General features: G+C 63.7%; 14 protein-coding genes. 4 read left to right on the plus strand and 10 right to left on the minus strand.

Annotated features, from left to right (window positions below):
• Positions 1-68 precede the first annotated feature (68 nt).
• The 5 genes from LB532_RS11425 to LB532_RS11445 form a co-directional block, all read right to left on the minus strand.
• Entirely contained in the window at positions 69-938 is an 870-nt protein-coding gene (locus tag LB532_RS11425) for a patatin-like phospholipase family protein (protein ID WP_140637719.1), read from the minus strand.
• Positions 935-2,311: a M16 family metallopeptidase gene (locus tag LB532_RS11430; RefSeq protein ID WP_140637718.1), complete on the minus strand. Its 1,377-nt coding sequence runs from the start codon at positions 2,309-2,311 to the stop codon at positions 935-937. The genes LB532_RS11425 and LB532_RS11430 overlap by 4 nt, the downstream gene beginning before the upstream one ends.
• Before the next feature lie 2 nt (positions 2,312-2,313).
• Entirely contained in the window at positions 2,314-3,693 is a 1,380-nt protein-coding gene (locus tag LB532_RS11435; RefSeq protein WP_140637717.1) for a M16 family metallopeptidase, read from the minus strand.
• Between the two features lie 141 nt (positions 3,694-3,834).
• Positions 3,835-4,389, minus strand: a complete 555-nt coding sequence (gene rsmD / locus LB532_RS11440; RefSeq protein WP_140637716.1) for a 16S rRNA (guanine(966)-N(2))-methyltransferase RsmD — start codon at positions 4,387-4,389, stop codon at positions 3,835-3,837.
• Positions 4,386-6,410: a pseudouridine synthase gene (locus tag LB532_RS11445; RefSeq protein ID WP_140637715.1), complete on the minus strand. Its 2,025-nt coding sequence runs from the start codon at positions 6,408-6,410 to the stop codon at positions 4,386-4,388. The genes rsmD and LB532_RS11445 overlap by 4 nt, the downstream gene beginning before the upstream one ends.
• Positions 6,411-6,592: 182 nt before the next feature.
• Between LB532_RS11445 and LB532_RS11450 the strand changes: the two genes are divergently transcribed.
• Positions 6,593-7,042 (plus strand): nucleoside deaminase, encoded by a 450-nt coding sequence (locus LB532_RS11450; RefSeq protein WP_140638294.1) that lies wholly within the window; start codon positions 6,593-6,595, stop codon positions 7,040-7,042.
• A gap of 41 nt (positions 7,043-7,083) precedes the next feature.
• Here the strand turns inward: LB532_RS11450 and LB532_RS11455 are convergent, their stop codons facing one another.
• The 3 genes from LB532_RS11455 to LB532_RS11465 all read right to left on the minus strand — a co-directional run bounded on the left by LB532_RS11455 (position 7,084) and on the right by LB532_RS11465 (position 12,037).
• On the minus strand, positions 7,084-7,764 hold the full coding sequence (locus LB532_RS11455; protein ID WP_140637714.1) for a hypothetical protein: 681 nt from the start codon (positions 7,762-7,764) through the stop codon (positions 7,084-7,086).
• Positions 7,765-8,068: 304 nt separating this feature from the next.
• On the minus strand, positions 8,069-11,032 hold the full coding sequence (gene ileS, locus LB532_RS11460) for an isoleucine--tRNA ligase (protein WP_140637713.1): 2,964 nt from the start codon (positions 11,030-11,032) through the stop codon (positions 8,069-8,071).
• Between the two features lie 234 nt (positions 11,033-11,266).
• Positions 11,267-12,037, minus strand: coding sequence for a MipA/OmpV family protein (locus LB532_RS11465; protein ID WP_224556794.1), 771 nt, complete (start codon positions 12,035-12,037; stop codon positions 11,267-11,269).
• Positions 12,038-12,265: 228 nt separating this feature from the next.
• On the opposite strand from LB532_RS11465, the gene LB532_RS11470 reads away from it, so the two are divergent.
• Complete coding sequence (locus LB532_RS11470; RefSeq protein WP_140637711.1) at positions 12,266-12,820, plus strand: HdeD family acid-resistance protein; 555 nt, start codon at positions 12,266-12,268, stop codon at positions 12,818-12,820.
• A gap of 58 nt (positions 12,821-12,878) precedes the next feature.
• Here LB532_RS11470 and LB532_RS11475 read toward each other — a convergent pair whose 3' ends face one another.
• Together LB532_RS11475 and LB532_RS11480 are read right to left on the minus strand one after the other, a co-directional pair.
• Positions 12,879-13,859, minus strand: coding sequence for a bifunctional riboflavin kinase/FAD synthetase (locus LB532_RS11475; RefSeq protein WP_140638293.1), 981 nt, complete (start codon positions 13,857-13,859; stop codon positions 12,879-12,881).
• A gap of 6 nt (positions 13,860-13,865) precedes the next feature.
• Positions 13,866-14,726, minus strand: coding sequence for a TIGR01459 family HAD-type hydrolase (locus LB532_RS11480; protein WP_140638292.1), 861 nt, complete (start codon positions 14,724-14,726; stop codon positions 13,866-13,868).
• A gap of 247 nt (positions 14,727-14,973) precedes the next feature.
• Here LB532_RS11480 and LB532_RS11485 point away from each other — a divergent pair, with 247 nt between their 5' ends.
• Positions 14,974-16,884 (plus strand): pilus assembly protein, encoded by a 1,911-nt coding sequence (locus tag LB532_RS11485; RefSeq protein WP_140637710.1) that lies wholly within the window; start codon positions 14,974-14,976, stop codon positions 16,882-16,884.
• Positions 16,885-17,077: 193 nt separating this feature from the next.
• Entirely contained in the window at positions 17,078-19,054 is a 1,977-nt protein-coding gene (locus LB532_RS11490) for a TadE/TadG family type IV pilus assembly protein (RefSeq protein ID WP_181169237.1), read from the plus strand.
• The last annotated feature ends 38 nt before the right edge of the window (positions 19,055-19,092 follow it).

A 19,092-nucleotide genomic window follows, 5' to 3' on the forward strand; every position in this document is an offset into this window, starting at 1 on the left:
ACTGGAGGGCGCCGGGCTTTCGGGATCAAAGCTATAGCGGTGACGTGAGGCAACCTATGGACCTCGCGTCACCCGGTCTGCTTTTCCCGTCTTTGCTCGACGGCAGCACTTTCCCTAGCCTCCACAACCCTCTCCACCTCGCGCTTCAATTGGTCCTTGATATCGGCGGTCTCGGTCATCAGGACCTCGATCTTCAGGAAGTCGAGCACGCGGTATTTGGACACCGCCGGGCGGATCAGGATATCGGGCTGGCACTGCTTCAGCTTGTTGGCGATGATCGACTGCATCATCAGTTGCGTGGCGCCGAACATCAGGTCGACGGAGGTCGGCCGCCTGCGGTCGGCCTCTTCCGGCGCGCCGACCACGTCGACGCCGATGATGATGTCGGCATCCTCCTCGATCAGGTCGAAGGGCACGGGGTTGTAGATGCCGCCGTCGATCAGCAGCCGGCCGTCGCGCATCACCGGGCCGAACACGGCAGGAATGGCCGCTGAAGCTGCGAGCGCCGAATGCAGGTCGCCTTCGGCGAACACGGCCAGCTTGTGGCCGAAATAGTCCGTCGCCGTCACCTTCAGCGGGATTTTCAGCTCGGCGAAGGTTTCTGGAATGGCTTCGGGCAGGAATGCCTTGAGGATGCGTTCGACATTGAACTGGCTGACGCGGATGCCGGCCTGCATGGCCTCGGCGATGGTGCCGGGCCGCGCCCGCCACATGCGGCTCGCCACCTCGGCGCGACGGCCGAGGATCGAGCGGGCATAATCATGAATATCCTTGCCGGTCATGCCTGAGGCCATACCGGCGCCCATGATGGCGCCGATCGACGAGCCGGCGATTGCGACCGGACTGATGCCCAGTTCGTCCAGCGCCTCGATAACATGGATGTGCGCCAGACCGCGCGCGCCGCCGCCGCCAAAGGCGATGCCGAAGGTGAGGCTCATCCCTTATTGGCTCCGGCCAAGGGCGGTCCGACGACCATAATGGTCGGCTCGGCCGACAAAAGCTTCTTCGCCGCGGCCTTGACCTGGTCGAGCGTCACTGCGTTGATGAGGCCGGTGCGGCGCTGAATGTAATCGACGCCGAGGTCGTCGAGCTGCAGCTCGACCAGGGTCGCGGCGATGGCGCTGGAGGAGTCCAGGTTGCTGATGGCGTAGGCGCCGATCAGGTATTTCTTGGTTGCCGCCAGTTCCTCCTCGGTAGGGCCGTCCTCGGCAAGCCGCCTGACCACGTCGCGCACGATGCCGAGGGTTTCGGCGGCGCGGTCCGAGCGCGTGCCGGTGGTGACGATCAGCGCGTCGGCATGGTCCTGGTTGATGAGCGAGGAGTTGACACTGTAGGCCAGCCCGCGCTTCTCGCGCACCTCCTGGAACAGGCGCGAGGTGAAGGTGCCACCGCCGAGGATCTCATTCATCAGAACCGTGGGGAAGAAATCCGCCGCCTTGCGTTTCACGCCAGGCCAGGCGAGCTGCAGCGAGGTCTGCGGCAGGTCGTAGTCGACCTCGACATGCTGCGCCAGATTTGGCTTGACGTCGGCGACCGGAGCTAGCGTCTGGTTCTGCGGCAGGTCGCCGAACACCATGTCCAGTTTCTTCTTCAGCGTTTCCGGGTCGATGGCGCCGACCACCGCGACATGCAGCCCGCTCCGCGCGAAGACCGCCTTGTGCAGCGCCTTCAAATCGTCCCGCGTGATGGCGGCGATGCTCTGCCTGGTGCCCTGGTCGGAGCGCGAATAGGGATGATCGCCATAGAGCGCGCGCGCCCATCTGTCCTGCGCGATCGTGTCGGGGTCGTTCTCTCCGGCGATGATGCCGGACAGGATCTGAGCGCCGATGCGATCGATCGGCGCCTGGTCGAAACGCGGCTCGTTGACCGCCAGCCGCAGCAGGTCGAACGCCTCGTCTCGCTGCTCGGCCAACATGCGCATGGAACCGTAGATGCCGTCGCGGGTCTCCTCGAAGCTCATCTCGGCGCCGGCGTCGTCGAGCTTCACCTGGAAAGCGTCGCTGTCCAGAGGGCCTGCGCCTTCGTCGAACAGACCGGTCATCAGATTGGCCAGCCCCTCCTTGCCCGGCGGATCCTGCGTCGAGCCGCCCCCAAAGACAAAACGGACGGCCACCATCGGCACCGAATAGTCTTCGACCAGCCAGGCGGTGACGCCCTTGGGCGAGGTGACCTGCTGGATGTCCATGGCGCGGGCGGCAAGCGCCGGCAGGACAAGGAAGAAGATGGTGAGGAGCAAAGTGACAAGCGCAGCGCGTGCCTTCCTTTCTCCCCTTGTGGGAGAAGGGAGAGAGCCGTGGTGCTCGCTATTCATCGTCAATTCCCCGCCCGTTGCTGCGGCAAGAGATAGCCGGTCGTCGACCGGGCCAGCACCAGGTAGCGCGCGGCGACGGCCTTGATCTCGCCGGCGGTGATCTTGCGGATGCGCTCCGGCCATTGCTCGATGTCCTGCACATTGCCGCCGGTGGCGAGCTCGGCGCCATAGATATTGGCCATTGAATCCTGCTTGTCGCGGGCGAAAACCATCGAGCGGACATAGCGGTCCTTGGCCTTGTCCAGCTCCTTGACGGTGACGCCGTCCCTGGCGATGCGCGCGACCTCCGCGTCGACGGCCGCCTCGACATCAACGAGCCTGGCGTCGCCGCGCGGCGTGCCATAGACGGTGAAGTTGGTGTCGTCCAGCATGGTGCCCTGGAAATAGGCGCCGGCGTTGGAAGCGATGCCTTGCCTGACCACCAGCGCCTGATAGAGCCGGCTGCGGTTGCCGCCGCCCAGTATTTCCGCCAGCAGGTCGAGCGCCTCGGCTTCGCCGGGCTTGGCCGTGTGGTAGGACGGCACCACCCATTGGGTGGAGAAATTCGGCACGCTGACGCGGGCGTCGGACAGCGTCACCGTTCGCCTGGTGTTCTGCTCCGGTTCGACCGGGCGCACGCGCGGCGGCAGGTCGGGCCCGCGCGCGATCTTGCCGTAGGTTTTCTCGGCCAGTGCCTTGACCGTGTCCGGCTCGACGTCGCCGGCCACGATCAGCACCGCGTTGTTGGGCTGGTAGTATTTGTTGTAGAAGGCGATGGCGTCGGTGCGGTTCAACTGCTCCATTTCCTGCATCCAGCCAATGACCGGAATTCGGTAGGGCTGGTTCTGCCACAGCGTGGCGTCGAGTTCCTCGTCGAGCACGGCCTCGGGACTGTTGTCGATGCGCGAACGGCGCTCCTCGAGGATGACGTCGCGCTCGGTCTTGATGACATCGTCGGTGAGGATGAGGTTGCGCATGCGATCGGCCTCGAAGCTCATCATCAGCTCGAGCGCCGACGGCGCCACCGTCTCGTAGAAGGCGGTGTAGTCGTAGGAGGTGAAGGCGTTGTTGGAGCCGCCTATGTCGGAGACGGCACGGTCGAACTCGCCTGCGGCGTGATTGGCAGTCGCCTTGAACATCAGATGCTCGAAAAAATGGGCGATGCCGGATTTGCCTGGCGGTTCGTCGGCGCTGCCCACCTTATACCACACCATATGGGTGACGATCGGCGAGCGATGGTCGGGAATGACGACCACTTCCATGCCGTTGTCGAGCAGGAAATCCGTCACCTTGAACTCGGCCGGCCGTTTGTCGGCGGCGAAGGCTGGGCCCGGCCCGGCAATGATGAAAGCCAGCGATGTCGCCAAGAGGGTCTTGCGCAGCCAGTCAGCCTGAAATGTCATCAATGGCTCCGGTTTCTCATCACGGACGATAGGCGGCGAGCCGATGTTGGGAAAGTGAATTGTTGATCATTGGCATGGCACAACCTGCTCCCTGGGAAAGAAGGGGTCGCATTCCATCTTCGCCTGCAAATGAAGCTTAACTCAGGCGGCCTCGACAAACCGGATCAGCGTCTCGCCATAGTGGCGCTCGTCGACAACTGAAAATCCCGGTCCCGGCTCGAAAGGCGCCGCCGCTGCCTCCTCGACCACGCACAGCGCGCCGGGACGCAGCCAGCCGCCTTGATTGGCCGACCTCAGCGCGCGCTCGCCAAGACCCTTGCCGTAGGGTGGATCGGCGAAAACGAGGTCGAACGGCGCCAGCGTGCCGGCCTCGCCCAGAGCCGTCGCATCGCGCCGGAATATCTTGGTGCGGCCGGTCAGGCCGAAGGCCTCGACATTGTCGCGGATCAGGCCCCGGCCTTCGGCCGATTCCTCGATGAAGACGCCATAGGACGCGCCGCGCGACAGCGCCTCGAGACCGAGCGCACCCGTTCCGGCGAACAGGTCGAGCACGCGCGCGCGCTGCAGCCGATCGGCAAAGCGATGCGCCAGCACATTGAAAACAGCCTCGCGGGTGCGGTCGGTCGTGGGGCGGATGGCGCTGCCGCGGGGCGTCGCCAGCGGGCGCCCGCGAAACTCGCCGCCGACGATCCTCATTTCGCCCTGGGACCCTTGGGACCGCCGCGCGGCCGCTCGCCGCCGCCACCCGAACGCTCGCCACGCGGCTTGCCGAACGGCTTTGGGCCGCCCGGCTTGCCGCCGGGCTTGCCATAGGCCGGCTTGAAAGACGCCTTGCGGGCCTTGGCTTCAGCGGCTTTGGCAGCATCCGCCTCCGCCCTGCCCTTGCCGATCGGCCGCGCGCCCGGCGCCATCCAGACATTGGCCTTGCGCTGGCCCGGCGGTTCGATCGGCCGCTGCTCGCGCTCGGATTTCTTGCCGCCCGGCTTGCCGCCAAAACCACCGCGCGGCTTGTCGCCGAAGCCACCGCGCTCGGGTCGCGGGCCGCGGTCGCCAAAGCTTTTTTCCGGCCTGGCGCCTCTGTCGGGGCTGGTCGACAGTTTGCCCAGCGCTTCGTCACGGCTGCCTTCGCGGCGCTTGCGGTTCTTGATCAGGCCGCCCTCGCCGATCGGCCGGTGGTCACCCTCGCGCGAAAATCTCGGCCGCTCGGCCTCCTCGCGGCGCGGCTCGACCCGCCGCACCGGCAGGTTGGAAAACGGCTTTGTTATCTCGGCATCGAAATTGGCGCCGGATTCCTCTATCAGGCGTTCGCCGAGCTGATCGCGCAAAACCTTGCCCTTGATTTCCAGCACATGGCCTTCGGGAAGATCCTCGAGCTGGAACGGACCGTAGGAGATGCGGATCAGCCGCGTCACGTCGAGGCCGAGCGCGCCGAGAATGTTCTTGACCTCGCGATTCTTGCCTTCGCGCAAGCCGATCGTCAGCCAGGCGTTCGAGCCTTGCTCGCGGTCGAGGCTCGCCTCGATGGCGCCATAGAAGACGCCGTCCACGGCAATGCCTTCGCGAAGGCCCGCAAGCGCACTTTCCTCGACCTTGCCATGGACGCGGACCCGGTAGCGGCGCAGCCAGCCGGTGGCCGGCAGTTCGAGCACGCGAGACAGGCCGCCATCATTGGTCAGCAGCAGCAGGCCTTCAGTGTTGATGTCGAGCCGGCCGATGGTCATCAGCCGGGGCAATTCGGCGGGCAGCACGTCGAAGACGGTCTTGCGGCCCTCGGGGTCGCGGTTGGTGGTCACGACGCCGGCAGGCTTGTGGAACAGGAACAGCCGGGTGCGCTCGATCGGCGGGATCTCCATGCCGTCGAGATGGATGATGTCGTCGGGCATTACATTGAAGGCTGGCGAAGACAGAACCCGGCCGTTGACCTTGACGCGGCCGGCCGCGATCAACTCCTCGGCGTCGCGGCGCGAGGCAAGCCCGGCGCGAGCCAGGCGCTTGGCGATCCGCTCGCCGGCTTCTTCCGCCGCCTCGGCGGGACGCGGACGGGACTTGAAACCGCCTTGCGGCCGGTCGGCAGCGAAATCGCGCTTCGGACGGTCAGAGAAGACGGGTTTGGGCCGATCGGCAAAATCACGCTTAGGTCGATCGAAACGTCTTTCACCCGCCGCACCTTCAGCCGCCATCGGCCGCTCGCCGCGCGGTGCATAGGGCTTGCGCGGCCCTTCGCGGTTTTCATAAGGCTTGCCTTGCGGACGCAGACCCTTGTTGAAGGGCCGCTCCGAGCGCCCGCCTTCGCCGCCTTCGCGCGGCTTGTACTCACGCTTCTGGGGCCGTTCGCCATCGGCGGCCATTGGACGCTCGCCACGCGGCGCGTAGGGCTTGCGCGGGCCTTCGCGCTTCTCATAAGGCTTGCCTTCCGGACGCGGACCGTTGTTAAACGGCCGCTCCGAGCGCCCGCCCTCACGCGGTTTGTACTCGCGCTTCTGGGGCCGTTCGCCTTCGGCTGCCATTGGCCGCTCGCCGCGCGGCGCGTAGGGCTTGCGCGGCCCTTCGCGTTTTTCGAAGGGCTTGCCGCCGTCGCCACGCTTGGCAAACGGTTTCTTGGCGCCGAAGGCCGGTTTGCCGCCTTTGCCGGTATCGCGCCCACGCGCGGCCGCCGGCTTCGGACCGCTTTTGCCCGGACCCTTCTGGCGCGGAGATTTCTTGTCGTTGTCGTCCATGTGGCCTTTGTCCGTTTGCGCTGCTACAGCGTGGCGCATCCTTTCGGGCGCGCAACGAACGCTGTAGCATTTTTAATTTGGCGCATGATCATTGCCGAAAACCGTACCCGATTTTCGAGGTTATGCGCTCAATAACAGGATCACCGTCGAGTGGCGAGGAGATAATCGGAATGGAAACCCGCGTGAAGCGGCCCGATTTCATGGCGCTGGCGCTGGCGGAGGCGCAGGCGGCAGCCTCGCGAGGCGAAGTGCCGGTTGGCGCCGTCATCGCCAGCGCCGGCACGGTGGTGGCCAGTGCCGGCAACCGCACCCGCGAGCTTGCCGATCCGACGGCCCATGCCGAGATGCTGGCCATCCGCGAAGCCTGCCGCAGGCTGTCGAGCGAGCGGCTCACCGGACACGATCTCTATGTGACGCTGGAGCCTTGCGCCATGTGCGCCGGCGCCATCTCCTTCGCCAGACTGCGCCGGCTCTACTTTGGCGCCGCGGACGAAAAGGGCGGCGCGGTGGTCAACGGCGTGCGCTTCTTCGCTTCGCCGACCTGCCATCACACGCCCGACATCTATGCGGGCATGGCAGAGGCCGAAGCGGCCCTGCTGCTGAGGGATTTCTTTCGGGAGCGCCGGGACTGAACCGAGGCAATGCCCGTCGGCAAGCAAACGCGGCCCGCTTTTTACAGAGACGGCAGCCAGTCGAACCAGCCGCTGCCCTTCTTGCCTTCCGCCTCTCTCTTGAGGCGGCGTTCCTTTTTATACTCGTCTTCGCCGAGTTCGTTTTGCGGCGCCGTGTCGGATGCGACGCGATAGGCAAGGGGCGGTTCGCTCAGATATTTGCGGGTATTCGGATCGCCCTGCTTGCTTTCGGCGAGGCGGCGCTGGATGTCGGCGGCGCGACCCTTGTCGGAATCGGCAGGCGTCCAGCGCGGCGGGTGACTTGAGCCGGATTCCTCCATCGCCTTCTTCACCGAGGCGGGATCCGTCTGCACGTCGTCGACGATCTGCGACTGGTAGGAGGGATCATCCTGGTGTGCGGTGGCGTCGGCGCGCAGGCGGGCACGGCGCTGCTCGGGCGATTCGGGCCATTCGGCGCTTGCGGTTTCGATGCTCTCCTGTGGCGCCGGCAGCGCTTCCTTCTGACCAGGCGCCGGCTTCACCAGGGTGGGACGCGGCTTGTAATCGATGTGTTCCTTGCGCTTGGGGGCGAACGAAAAAGCGCCGGTGAGATCGCCGGCCAGTTGTTCGCCGGCGGTCTTGTCGGTGCCGTAGGTCGGAGAACCGACACAGCCGGACAGAGCGAGTCCCGATGCGACAAGCGGCGCCAACAGCGCGAGGCGCGCGTTAAATCTCTCGGTCATGCCAAAAAGTCCCACTCTAGACAGCCTCTCGATCGCCGCCGGTCCCAAGGTCCGGTCCCCATCGTTCAAGCACTTGCGACGGAAATCCGGCGACAATTTGTCTTCCGGAGTTTCGCGTGTTTACCTCAACCACTCGTTAAGGGCAACGCACGGACGGGTTTCGCCCGTCCGGCGTGGCATTTGTGCACTATTTCATTGATGCATGTCGTTGTCCCAAAACCGCGGCACACTTTTGGGCGACATGCATTTTGGTTGATGCATGTCGTTGTCCCAAAACCGCGGCACACTTTTGGGCGACATGCATCTAGAGCCTTCCCAGCGCCTTCAGTTCATGCAGCACGGCGGCGTCGCGCGCCGAGACATCGGGAAAGGCAGGATCCTGCCCGACATCGGCGGTGTAACGCCACGACCGCGCGCATTTGACCAGACCGCGGTCCTCGGCCTTTTCGATCACCACGGCGACGCCCTTGACGTCTTCGAGTGTGAAGGCGCCTTGTTGCGCCTCCCCATGGACGATGACGAGATCGCTGGTGATCGCCATTTCGGCCATGTCGACGTCCGAAATAGCCGCTTCAAGCGCTGCGTCGTTGATGGTGACGACCGGCACCGCTTCCAGCGACGAGCCGATCACTTTCTGGGCACGCGCGATTTCCAGCGCACCGGTGACGACACGGCGCACCTGCCGCACCTTACGCCATTTCTCCGCCAGCGCCTCGTTCTTCCAGTTTTCCGGGATCGCCGGGAACTGGTCGAGATGCACCGAGACGGCATCGGGATGGCGGTCGAGCCAGGCCTCTTCCATGGTGAAGGGCAGCATCGGCGCCAGCCATCTCACCAGGCAGTCGAACAGGTGGCGCACCACCTGCACCGAGGCCTTGCGCTTCGCGCTCGACGGCGCATCGCAGTAGAGCGCGTCCTTGCGGATGTCGAAATAGAAGGCCGACAACTCGACCACCATGAAATCGAGGAGCGCACGGGTGATGCGCTTGAACTCGAACGCATCGTAGCCCTGGCGCACCACCTCATCGAGTTCGGCGAGGCGATGCAGCATCAGCCGTTCCAGCTCCGGCATCCCTTCCAGCGGCACCTCCTCGCCATCGTCATGGGCGAGCGTGCCCAGCATCCAGCGGATGGTGTTGCGCAGCTTGCGGTAGGCGTCGATGTTGGTCTGCAGCACGTTCTTGCCGAGCCGCTGGTCTTCCCAATAGTCGGTCGTCACCACCCACAGGCGCAGGATGTCCGCGCCGGACTGCTTGATCACGTCCTGCGGGACGACGGTGTTGCCGAGCGATTTCGACATCTTGCGGCCGTCCTCGTCCATGGTGAAGCCATGGGTGACGACGGTGTCGTAGGGCGCCCTGCCCCTGGTGCCGCAGCTTTCGAGCAGCGAGGAGTGGAACCAGCCACGATGCTGGTCGGAGCCTTCGAGATAGACGTCGGCCGGCCATTTGAGGTCCGGACGATCCTCCAGCGTGAACACGTGGGTCGAGCCTGAATCAAACCAGACGTCGAGGATATCCGTCACCTGCTTCCATCTGGAGGCATCGTGATTGCCGAGGAAACGTTCCTTGGCACCGGCGGCGAACCAGGCATCGGCGCCTTCTTTCTCGAAAGCGTCCATGATGCGCTGGTTGACCGCCTCGTCCTGGAGCACATTGCCATCGACGTCGGCGAAGACCGCGATCGGCACGCCCCAGGCGCGCTGGCGCGACAGCACCCAGTCGGGCCGCTCCTCGATCATGGCGCGAATACGGTTCTGCCCCGCCCCTGGCACGAAACGGGTGTCGTCGATCGCCTTCAGCGCACGGCTGCGTAGCGTCGTGCCGTCGCCGAGGTCCTTGTCCATGTAGACGAACCATTGCGGCGTGTTGCGGAAGATGACCGGTTTCTTCGACCGCCAGGAATGCGGATAGCTGTGCTTGAGGCGACCGCGGGCAAACAGGGCGTTGCGCTTGATCAACTCGTCGATGACCGCCTGATTGGCATTGCCCTTCTTGCCGTTGTCGTCGAGAACGCGCGCCGCGCCACCCTCACGATCCGGACCGAAGCCCGGCGCATCCTTGGTGAAAAAGCCGGCATCGTCGACGGTGAACGGGATCGCGGTGTCGACGCCGCGCGCACGCAGGTCCTGTGCCGCATCCATCCAGGCGTCGAAATCCTCGCGGCCATGGCCCGGCGCCGTGTGAACGAACCCGGTGCCCGCATCATCGGTGACATGGTCGCCGGCAAGCATGGGCACCGGAAACCCGTAACCGCCGCCAAGACCCTTGAAGGGATGCGAAAGCGTAAGACTTCCAAGCTCTTGCGCCGACACGCTGCGAAGACGATTCAAGGTGACTTTGGCCTTGGCCGAAGCCTCTTCGGCCAGTGTATCGGCAAAGATCAGCTTTTCGCCCGGCTGCGGGCCGAAGGCGTTCTCAGCTGCCGTGACCTCGTAGAGACCGTAGTTGATGCGGGGCGAATAGTTGACGGCACGGTTGCCGGGGATCGTCCAGGGCGTCGTCGTCCAGATGACGACATGGGCCTGCAGCAGATCGAGAGCACCCTCGGTCAATGCGGTTTCCCCGTCAGCAACGGCGCGCACCAGACTGGCGACCGGGAACTTCGCCCAGATCGTATCCGACTCGTAGTCCTGGTATTCGATCTCGGCCTCGGCGAGTGCGGTGCGCTCGACGACACTCCACATCACCGGCTTGGAGCCGCGATAGAGCTGGCCCGACATGGCGAATTTCAACAGTTCGCCGGCGATACGCGCCTCGGCGTGGAAGGCCATGGTCGTATAGGGGTTCTTGAAGTCGCCGATGACGCCAAGGCGCTGGAATTCCGCCCCCTGAACGCCGATCCAGTGAGCTGCGAAATCCCGGCATTCCTTGCGGAACTCGTTGACCGGCACCTCATCCTTGTTCTTGCCCTTGGCGCGGTACTGCTCCTCGATCTTCCATTCGATCGGCAGGCCGTGGCAGTCCCAGCCGGGCACGTAATTGGCGTCGCGGCCGCGCATCTGGAAGGAGCGGTTGATGACGTCCTTGAGGATCTTGTTCAGCGCATGGCCGATATGGATGTTGCCGTTGGCATAGGGCGGACCGTCATGCAGCACGTATTTCGGGCGGCCGGCGGAGGCCTCGCGCAGCTTGCGGTAGAGATCCATCTCCTGCCAGCGCTTGACCAGCACCGGTTCCTTCTCGGGCAAACCGGCACGCATCGGGAAATCCGTCTGCGGCAGGTAAAGCGTCTTGGAATAGTCGATCGTCTCAGCTGTATCGGTCATTGGTCTGCCATTGTGGATTGCCCGGCGGCAAGGGAGCTCGGGCCTGAACTATCATGATCTGGAAAAAGCGCGAGGGGTCGCGCGCAAGATTCCCGGCGGCTCCGACAGCTCTCAGGCCGTCCGGAACACCGGGCTGGTAATTCGTATCGTAATCGCGACAGAACGCGAAAAGCTCGTCATTGGTGGGCTTTTAGCGGAGATGAGCGCAGGAATAAAGCGTCTCGTTCGATTCACCTACATCTTGAAATCGAAGCGATAGGTCGTCGACACGCCGATCATGAACTGGTTGCGGTCGCCGCGCTCCTTGACCAGGCTGGAATCGGCGGCCGGGCCCTCGAGGCGCGAATATTCGCCGAACAGGCTGGCAGTCATCGGGTCGGTCACCTTCCACGTCACCGCACCGCCAAGGCCGACCGATTTCAGGCCGCCGCCGGGATTATACTGGTTCAACCCCGAGGCCACGGCTTCCTGCGCGTTGACGCCGTAATAGGCGTCGAAATATTTGGCGGAGGCGAACGAGACGCGCGGCCCGCCAGAAATCCTGACGGTTGGCGTCACATCGTAGAAGGCGTCGGCGGCGATGTCGGCGACGAAGCCGTTATGGGCGCGGATGCCGTGCCGCAGCTCGGCACGCGCACGTATCCAGTCCGTCGGATAGAATTCGAAGAAGCCGCCCACCTCGCCGCCCCAGCGGACCGGATCGAGGCCTTTCAGCTCGTCGGCATCGCCGTCGTCGCGCGAGAACAGGAACTTGCCGGTCAGGCCGGCGCGGACGCCGCCGTCATCGACCAGCGCCAGCGAAATGTTGTCGTTGCGCGAGGTGAAGCGGGCCGCCGGGCCAGCCTTGCCCAAGGAGATAATCGGCGAGGCGCTGAGCAGGTACTTCTTGCCCCCCTCGAAATTAGGCGCCACCATGCCGGTGGCGCCGACCGTCAGATACCAATCGCCGGACAGCCAGCCGAAGGCGCCCCCGCCGGCATCGGCCGCACCCGAGGTAGCCAGCATGACGGTAGCCAAGGCTGCAGAAATTTTCCCGACCGGACTCATGGCTACCCCATTAACACGATACGACTGTCTTTCGGTCACAGCTTTGAAGAGGCTTTGGTAAAATTTGATTTAAGGTCGAGACGTCCGGCTCGCATTGCTTGCACCATCCGGCCGCCGTCGGCTGGACGCGGGTCGGCACCGAGGGTAACTTCATTCCTGCTGGCGGTCCTCGATGGAGGTGGCGACATGACCTTGCACGGCGATGCACTGAAGGACGCGATCGGACAGACGCGAGCAAAGTGGGGATGGTTTGTTGGCCTGGGCGTGTTGCTGCTGATCCTCGGCGGCATTGCTTTCGGCAACCTCTTCATCGCTACGGTGGCTTCCGTCTATGTCGTGGGGTGGCTGATGCTGGTGGCCGGCATCATCGAGATCATGCATGCCTTCGGGGTCAAGACGTGGGGCCGCTTCTTCTACTGGCTGCTCAGCGGATTGCTCTACGCGGTCGCGGGCTTTTTCGCCTTCGACAACCCGCTGCTGGCCTCGGCGGTGCTGACCTTCCTGCTGGCCGTCGCGCTCGTCGCTTCCGGCGTGCTGCGCGCCTGGGTCGGCTACAGCCACCGGCCTGAGCGCGGCTGGGGCTGGATCGTCGCGGCCGGCGCCATCAGCGCGATCGCAGGGTTGATCATAGCCATGGGCTGGCCGGTCAACAGCGTATGGGTGCTCGGCCTGTTCCTGGCAATCGACCTGATCTTCCAGGGCTGGACCTTCATCGCCGTCGGTCTGGCGCTGAAAAAATAACGTCTGATTCGAACATGATCTAACCCGAAAACCGGGCTCCACTTTTCGGGATCATGCTTCAAAAAGCCATGGCCGCGTCGAGTTGCGAAAGCGGCTTGACGCCGGCCAGCAGTGCTCTCGCCTCGGCCTCGTCGCGCTTCATCTGCGCGACCAGCGCATCAAGCCCGTCGAACTTGACCTCGCTGCGCAGGTAACCGAAGAACGACACCTCGCAGATCTCGCCATAGAGGTCACCGGAAAAATCGAAGACGAAGGTTTCCAGAAGCGGCGCGCCATCATCGTCGACGGTCGGACGGCGGCCAAAGCTGGCAACGCCATCATGCAGCCTTCCGTCGGCGCGGCGAAAGCGAACGGCATAGATGCCTTCCCTGAGGGTGGCCTCGGCAGGAAGCCTCATGTTCGCGGTCGGAAAGCCGAGCGTTCGCCCCAGTTTCTGGCCGTTCACGACTTCGCTCTCCACCGTGAAGCGATAGCCGAGCAGGCCGGCGGCCTCCGCCACCTCACCATCGCAAAGCAAGGCGCGGATGCGGCTCGATGAAACCACCTCGGCGCTCTCGTCCCGAAATGCATCGACCAGCGTGACGCCGAAGCCATGGCGCTCGCCAGCCGCCATCAGATAGGCCGGCCCGCCCTGGCGGTCCTTGCCGAAATGGAAATCGAAGCCGGTCACCGCATGGGTGATGCCAAGCGTTCTCTCCAGAACGTCGGTCACGAAGGCTTCCGCCGATAGCGAGGCGAAGTCGCGCGTGAAAGGCTGTTCGACGAGCGCGGCAAAGCCCAGCAGCGACAGGAGCCGCGCCTTCATCGGCGGCGGCGTCAGCACGAACAGCGGTATTTCGGGCCTGAATACCTTTCGCGGGTGCGGTTCGAAAGTCAGCACCAGCGCCGGCACGCCACGCCGCCGCGCCTCCGCCAATGCCCGTTCGAGCACCGCCTGGTGACCGCGATGGACGCCGTCGAAATTGCCGATGGCGACAACGCCGCTGCGCAAATCGGCCGGCAGCGGCGCGGTTGCCGAAAGGTGCTGGAAAGCGTCCATCGCCATCTACCGCAGCCTGGGAATGACGGCCACTGGATGATAGCCGTGCCTGTCAAGAAACGCGGCGAGCCTTGCCGGATCCGGCTGCGATGCATCGCCATAGTCGCGGGCATGGATGCCGCCCGAGACATAGAGAACGTCGAAACCGTTGTCGGCCGCGCCTTTGATGTCGGTCAGCATGCCGTCGCCGATGGCCAGCACCTGGCGGCGCTCGACCGGCCGGCCAAGGATCTCCGCCACCTCCTTCATCGCCACATCATAGACGGGCGTATAAGGCTTTCCGGCGATCAGCGTGCGACCGCCGAGCTGCGCGTAGTCGCGCGCCAGGGCGCCGGCGCACCAGATGATGCGTTCGCCGCGCTCGACCATGATATCCGGATTGGCGCAGATGAAAGGCAGGTTCCTGGCGCGCAGCCGCCGCAGCAGCTCCGCATAATCTTCGGGCTTCTCCACTTCGTCATCGAACAGGCCGGTGCAGACGACGCCGGATGCCTCGAACTCCTCCACGAGATCGACGTCGAGCCCGTCATAGAGGGTCAAGTCTCGCTCGGCGCCCACATGGAAGATCTTTCGCGGGCCTTCCACGATCAGGTCGCGGGTCACGTCGCCCGAGGTGACCACGCGGTCGTATGCCGATGGGGGAACGCCGATGACGTTCATCTGGGCCACGACGTCGGCGCTGCGGCGCGGCGAATTGGTGATCAAGACGACGGGGATGCCGGCCGAACGGGCTGCCGTCAGCGCCGAAGCCGCCGCCGGAAAATGTGTCTCGCCATTGTGCACCACGCCCCAGACATCGCAGAGAATGGCCGAATAGTTCTTCGACACGTCTTCGAGCGAACCGATAATGTCAGGCGAGGCCGCCATGCCGTATCCTTCAGTCATGATCGTTGCGGTGCCGCAGCCGACGGTTTGCCGCAGCCGGTTGGAATTATCCGAACCGGCCCAGCCTGTCACCAGCTTTCGCCCTGAAGCGGACATCCGCCACCGTTCACCGGTTGGTTAACGAGCTTTGAAGGTGCGGCCTGACCTTGGATATATTCCAGAAACCTGAAATTTAACGATTTATGACACCGTCCCCAATGACTATCGATTTCGCGGGGCAGCTGTGACAATGATCCGAAGATTCGGACGCGACCGGCGTGGCAATTATGCGCTGATGACCGTGCTCGCCATGGTGCCGCTGATGGGCGCCGTGGCTATCGCCGTCGACTATACGGAAATGGTGGGCCAAAGGCAAAACGCCTTGAATGCCTTGGACGCGGCAGGCTTCGCCACGGCCCAGCAGATCGTTGCCGGCGCCAGCGACGCCGACGCGGTGGCCTATGCCAAGAATTTCTTCGAAGCCAATCTCGCGCATATAGATCCGGCCAACACCACGCTGGCCGTGACGCTGCCCAACAACAACACGGGCGGCGGGACGCTGAAGCTCTGCGCTACCTTGGTCTACAAGCCCTATTTCGAGCCGACGGCTAAACTACTGCTGGGCGGCAGCGCCGGCAGCACCGATATCGGCTTCAGCACCTGCTCCGAAGTGCGCCTGAAGAACACGCTGGAAGTGTCGCTGGTGCTCGATAATTCCGGTTCCATGAAGGAGCTCGGCAAAGGCTCGAACAAGGTGAGGTTCGACCTTCTCAAGAGCGCCGCCAAGCAGCTGGTCGACCAGTTGGCCGGCCAGGCCCAGCAGATGAGGCAGGTCACCAAGCCGGTCCAGTTCAGCCTGGTTCCCTTTGCCGCCTCGGTGAATGTCGGTCCGGGCAACGCTTCGGCGGCGTGGATGGACACGACCGGCATCTCGCCTATCCATCATGAGAATTTCGACTGGACGACCATGAGTTCGTCCTTTTCGTCCACCAAATACGCGCAGAACATCGCCGGCGTCTGGTACGCGAAAGGCACCGGCTGGGACGCGAGCCAGAAAGACCAGCCGCTGACCCGGTTCTCGATCTACAAACAGATGAAACGCACCACGGGGTGCAGTTCAAGGAACCGGGACGGCAGTTGCAGGACCTACACCTACGATACGGTTGCCAACTGGGGAGGCTGTGTCGAATCTCGGCCCTATCCATACAACATCCAGGATACCGCAGCGTCCATACCCGCTACCCTGTTCGTGCCGATGTTCGCGCCCGATGAAACCGATCTCATCGACAGCAGCAGCCGCCCGGCCAACAACAATTGGCGTGCCGATGTGCCGTCAGGGACACTTGTGCCGCCAGTCACCAGCGCCGAACGCCAGCGCTACATGCCGAAATATTTCAATGATCCGGGCACTACGGTGACGCCGGCCTACGGCATGGACGCCGGGCCGAATACAAGCTGCAGCACGACGGCAATCACGCCCCTGACCGATGTTTCCACGACAGCCGGCGCAACTTTGATCAAGAACGCTGTCGACGCCATGGCGGCCGCCGGTGCCACAAACGTGCCGGAAGGCATGGCGTGGGGCTGGCGAACCCTTTCCAGCACCGCACCTTTCACCGAGGGACGGCCCGAGACGGAAAGGGGCAACGACAAGGTGCTGATCGTGCTGACCGACGGCGCCAATACCTACTACACGCCGACCTCGGTGACGGCGCAGACCTACTCTGGAACCAATTGGAGTTCTGGCGGCAACGACCTGGCCGGCAGCAAGGCGATCTATGCGGCTCTCGGATACGTCGTACCTTTCATCAAAAGCTATACCTATGGCCGCATGTTCCTCGGCACCGATGTCACCAAGGACGACTACAGCAACGCCAACTACACCAAGGCGATGAACGAGCATTTCACCGCGCTCTGTAACAACGCCAAGGCCGCCGGGGTCATGGTTATGACCATCGCGCTTGATCTGGACGCCACCAAGACGGCGGAGAAAACGCAGATGGATGCGCTGAAGGCCTGTTCTTCGGATTCCCGCTTCAGCAAGGACAAGACCGATCCGAACAAGCCGATGAAGCTGTTCTGGAATTCGACGGGCGCAACGCTGTCCGACGATTTCAAGGCGATCGGCAACGAGCTGTCCAACCTGCGCATCGTCAGCTGATCCGACGAATTCCACGTCGACGCCCTGCATCGGCGGGGCGTCGTTCTGGACGGCACCGGGGGGCCGCTCCAGATTGGTTAGTGCTTGGTGAAGCGCGAACCAAGCAATCGAGCGGTTTCCCAAACCCGTCCTTCAGCGTTTTGTGGAAAGCTGGCGCCGATCGAGAATCCGCCGGCGGGGGCCGCTGCAAGACATGCGTGAAATCTGGCGTCAGTTCCGCCGCGACAGGCGCGGCAACTATGCTCTCATGACGGCCTTCGCGATGGTCCCGCTGATGGGCGGGCTTGCGCTCGCGGTCGACTTCACGGAAATGAACCGCGAAAAGCAGACGGTGTTGAACGCGCTCGACGCCGCCAACTTCGCCACGGCGCGCCGCCTGACGGAAGGCGCCACCGACGACCAGCTGAGGGCCTATGCGCTCGACTTCTTCAACGCCAATCTGAACGATGTCGATCCCGCCAACACGACGCTCAACCTCACTTTGCCCAGCAACGCCGCTGGCGGCGGAACAATGAAGCTTTGCGGCACCTTGACCTATAATCCTTACTTCCTGCCGACGGCGAAGATACTGCTCGGCGGCACCGGCGCCACCAATATCGGCTTCACCGCATGCTCTGAGGTGCGGCTGAAGAACACGCTCGAAGTGGCGCTGGTGCTCGACAATTCCGGATCGATGGTCACGCCCGGAACCGGCTCGGGGCAGAAGCGCATCGATCTCCTCAAGACTGCGGCGAAGCAGTTGGTCGACACGCTTGCCCAACAGGCCGCGATGATCAAGCAGGTCGACAAGCCGGTGCAGTTCGGCCTCGTACCCTTTGCCGCCTCGGTCAATGTCGGTCCTGGCAATGGCAATGCGTCCTGGATGGACACCGAGGGCTTGTCACCGGTGTCGAACGAGAATTTCGACTGGTCGACGCTGAACGCCGCCAACAAATACGCCCAGCAGACCAACGGCATCTGGTACAAGCGCGGCACCGGCTGGGGCGACGAGGAAGGCCAGATGCTGACCCGGTTTTCGCTCTACCGCGACATGAAGGTCGTCACCAGCCATGAGCGTGTTAAAAACAGCAAGCACGTTGTTTGTGCTGAATACAACTGGAACAATACCTGCAAGCGCAGTTACGACGCGTACGACTATGTCGATTCCTACGGTCCGTTCGCCAGTTGGCAAGGCTGTGTCGAAGCCCGGCCCTACCCCTACAATGTCAACGACGCCCCGCCGTCCGGCGGCTCGGCCAACACGGGGATAGGCGTGGGCGATCCGGCGACGATGTTCGTGCCGATGTTCGCCCCGGATGAACCCGGCAATCACTGGAAGATCACCCAGGATCCCAACGAAGCCGCGCCAAGGACCTACGGCGCCATTAACAGCTGGTGGAACGACGATCCTTCGAGCAGCAGCGGCCAAGTCCGGCTGCGCAACATGGCCAAATATTTCCAGCCGCGACCGATCGATGCGCCGGTATTGCCCGCAGGCAACGGCCCGAACTACAGCTGCACCACCAACCCGATCACGCCGCTGACCGACGTCAGCGTCGCCGATGGGCTCGCCACGATCAAGGCCGCGATCGACCTGATGCAGCCGGATGGCGGCACCAATGTTCCCGAGGGCATGGGCTGGGGCTGGCGGGTGGTCTCGAGCGGCGAGCCGTTCACGCAGGGGCGCCCGGAAACAGAAAAAGGCAACGACAAGGTGGTGATCGTGCTGACCGACGGCGCCAACACCTATTACACGCCTTCCTCGCTCAGCTATTCCGACCCCGCCGATTCGAAGTCGACCTACGCGTCCTACGGCTATCTCAAGCCCGGCTATGCCGGCACCTCGGTCGGGCGCCTGTTCATGGGCACATCCAGCGCCATCGGCCAGTTCGACTATTCGAACGGCAATTACACCAGCGCGCTCAACGAGCAGATGACGACGCTCTGCAACAACGCCAAGGCGGCCAACATCATGGTGATGACGGTGGCTCTCGACCTGTCCACGACCAAGACCAGCGACAAGAACGCCATCGATGCGCTGAAATCATGCTCGTCGGACTCGCGCTTCCGCAAGGACCCGGCGGACCCGAGCAAACCCGCCAAGCTGTTCTGGAACGCGACGGGCGCCAGCCTGTCGAACGATTTCAAGGAAATCGGCAACGAATTGTCGAACCTGCGCGTGGTCGGTTAACCGAACTCTGGCGCAACGCCTGGCGACGCCAAGCCCTT

The organism is Mesorhizobium sp. ESP-6-2, assembly GCF_020164675.1.
Lineage (GTDB): Bacteria > Pseudomonadota > Alphaproteobacteria > Rhizobiales > Rhizobiaceae > Mesorhizobium.